Here is a 2,197-nt window from a genome sequence, read left to right on the forward strand (position 1 = left end):
GTGGCGGTGTTCAGTGCGGCGAACAGGTCGACGGTCCCGTGCCGGACGTAGTCGAAACTCCGCCGCTCGGGCACTCCCGGAATCATCGGCAGGACCGGTGCGGTCCGCTCAAGAGCCTGGATCTGTGGTTTCTCGTCCATCGCGAAGACGACGGCATTGGCCGGCGGGGCGAGGTAAAGGCCGACGACATCGCGGATCTTGTCGATCAGGAACGGGTCGGGTGAGATCTTGAAGGTCTCAGTCCGCCACGGCTGCAGGCCGAAGGCGTGCCAGATCCGCAGCACGCTCGCCGGCGAGATCCCCACGACCTTGGCCAGCTCCCGCTTCGACCAGTGCGTCCCGCCCTGTGGCGTCTGCTCCAGGGTGCGGACCACGACCTCTTCCACCTGGGCATCGGTGATGGTCCGCGGCACCCCGGGCCGCGGCTCGTCGGCGAGTCCGTCCAGTCGCCGGGCAAGGAACCGTGTGCGCCAGCGGCGCACGGTATCTCTGCCGACACCGAGTCGCGCGGCGACCACGGTGTTGTTCCAGCCGTTCGCGCACGCCAGCACGATGCGTGCGCGAACGGCCAGTCCCTGGGCGGTCGAGCGGCGCTTGGTCCAGCTCTCCAGCGTCAGCCGCTCGGCCTCCGACAACACGACAGGTTCCAGCCGGGTATTGCCCATCCACGCAGCACAGCGCAAGCGCGCTACCCGCCGCAGCAGAACGCCGCAATCTGAAAGAGGGGACGCCTCACGTGGCGACCCACGACCTCAAAACCAGATCACTAGTACGTCCTGCGAGGCGCCGTTCCTAGCGCATCAGCAGTCCCCGCATCCCCAGCCCGTAGTGCACGCGCAGCCGGTGCAGCTCCCACAGGCCCACCGCCGTGACGGAGAGCGGGGCGCCCAGGATGAACACGTACCGGATCACCGTCGGCACGCCCTCGTGGGCGCCGGTGAACATGTCGATCAGTGCCATCTCCCACGCCAACGCCATGATCAGCAGCGGCGGCACCGTCTCGTGGATGTCCGCGGTGCGGAACACGTGCTGGACGGCGAGTCCCACGCCCCAGACGACGAACGGCGTCACCCAGAAGAGGACGAAGAGGGTGAACGCGAGGATGAGGCCCTTCGTCACGGTGAAGTGGCCCTCCACGAGGGGTTCCTGGCCCTCGAAGAACCCTGAGAGCACGATGATCGGGAAGACGGAGGCCGCCGCCATCATGGCCACGATCGCGCCGAAGCACCGCCCCGCCCGGCGCAGCAGGTCCCGTCGCGCCGCCGGAGCGGCCAGGCCGTACAGGACGCCGACGACGACCGGGAGGGTCGCCGCCAGCACGAGGGCGCTGGTCCACGACTTGTCGACCTGCTCGTCCGCCGCATCGCTGAGCTTGGGGGCGAGCTTGTAGGCGTAGGACATCCACAGGAACGCGCCCACGCCGACCAGGGTCCTGATCTTCCGCATCCGCGCCACCTCAGGATCCGAGACGATGCCCGGCCGTGACGGGGTGAAGACCCTGCGCGCGGTGTGGATGGGGCCGATCCGCCGCCGCAGCCGGGTGATCGGCCCGCCCGGCGGCGGCACCGGCGGCCCCGGGTAGGGCGGCTGGGGCTGTGGCGGCACGTAGGGCTGGGGCGGATAGGGCTGAGGTGGCTGCGGCTGGTAGGGCTGCGGCCCCTGGGGCGGCTGTCCGCCCAGGTTCCAGTTGCTCATCGTTCGTCCCCCGATATGCGAGTGTGCGCCGCGATGGGCGCGATCGCCGAGTGTATTGAGCACACAGGGTCCGCGCAGCCCTCGCCCCGGGTCGTGCACCGAACGGCCACAATTATGCAAGCATGCTTGCTTGTTTTCTTCGGCGCTGCCATGCCCGAGGGGAGCGTCCCGTGTCCGATCCGACGCCCGTGTTCGACGACCTGCGCGAGGAGAGCGAGGAACTCGACCGGCTGGTGGCCGAGTTGAGCGCCGAGCAGTGGGCGCTCGCCACCCCGGCGCCCGGCTGGAGCGTCGCCCACCAGATCGCGCATCTCGCCTGGACGGACCATTCGGCGCTGCTGGCCGCGACCGACACGGACGCCTTCCACGTCCTGGTGGAGAAGGCGCTGGTGTCGCCGGGCTCCTTCGTCGACAACGGTGCCGAGGAGGACCGCTACGCCGGGACCTACCTCGGCAAACGCGAACTACGCGCGCTGGTCGCCAACCCCCGCCTCCAGGTCTA

3 protein-coding genes are annotated in these 2,197 nt (G+C 69.4%); 1 reads left to right on the forward strand and 2 read right to left on the reverse strand.

The features are described from left to right. Both NQU54_RS48330 and NQU54_RS48335 read right to left on the reverse strand, forming a co-directional pair. Window positions 1–665: IS630 family transposase (locus NQU54_RS48330; protein ID WP_257636619.1), on the reverse strand; the 665-nt coding region annotated here is incomplete at its 3' end. 127 nt (window positions 666–792) lie between these two features. After that, window positions 793–1,695 (reverse strand): hypothetical protein, encoded by a 903-nt coding sequence (locus tag NQU54_RS48335; RefSeq protein WP_257636620.1) that lies wholly within the window; start codon window positions 1,693–1,695, stop codon window positions 793–795. Window positions 1,696–1,865: 170 nt separating this feature from the next. Here NQU54_RS48335 and NQU54_RS48340 point away from each other — a divergent pair. Next, on the forward strand, window positions 1,866–2,197 hold a 332-nt coding region (locus NQU54_RS48340; RefSeq protein WP_257636621.1), incomplete at its 3' end, for a maleylpyruvate isomerase N-terminal domain-containing protein.

It is taken from the genome of Streptomyces malaysiensis subsp. samsunensis, from assembly GCF_024519315.1.
GTDB lineage: Bacteria > Actinomycetota > Actinomycetes > Streptomycetales > Streptomycetaceae > Streptomyces > Streptomyces malaysiensis.

Excerpts from the sequence above, each read along its gene's own strand:
- NQU54_RS48335 (WP_257636620.1), bottom strand. The coding sequence starts at position 1,695 with ATGAGCAACTGGAACCTGGGCGGACAGCCGCCCCAGGGGCCGCAGCCC.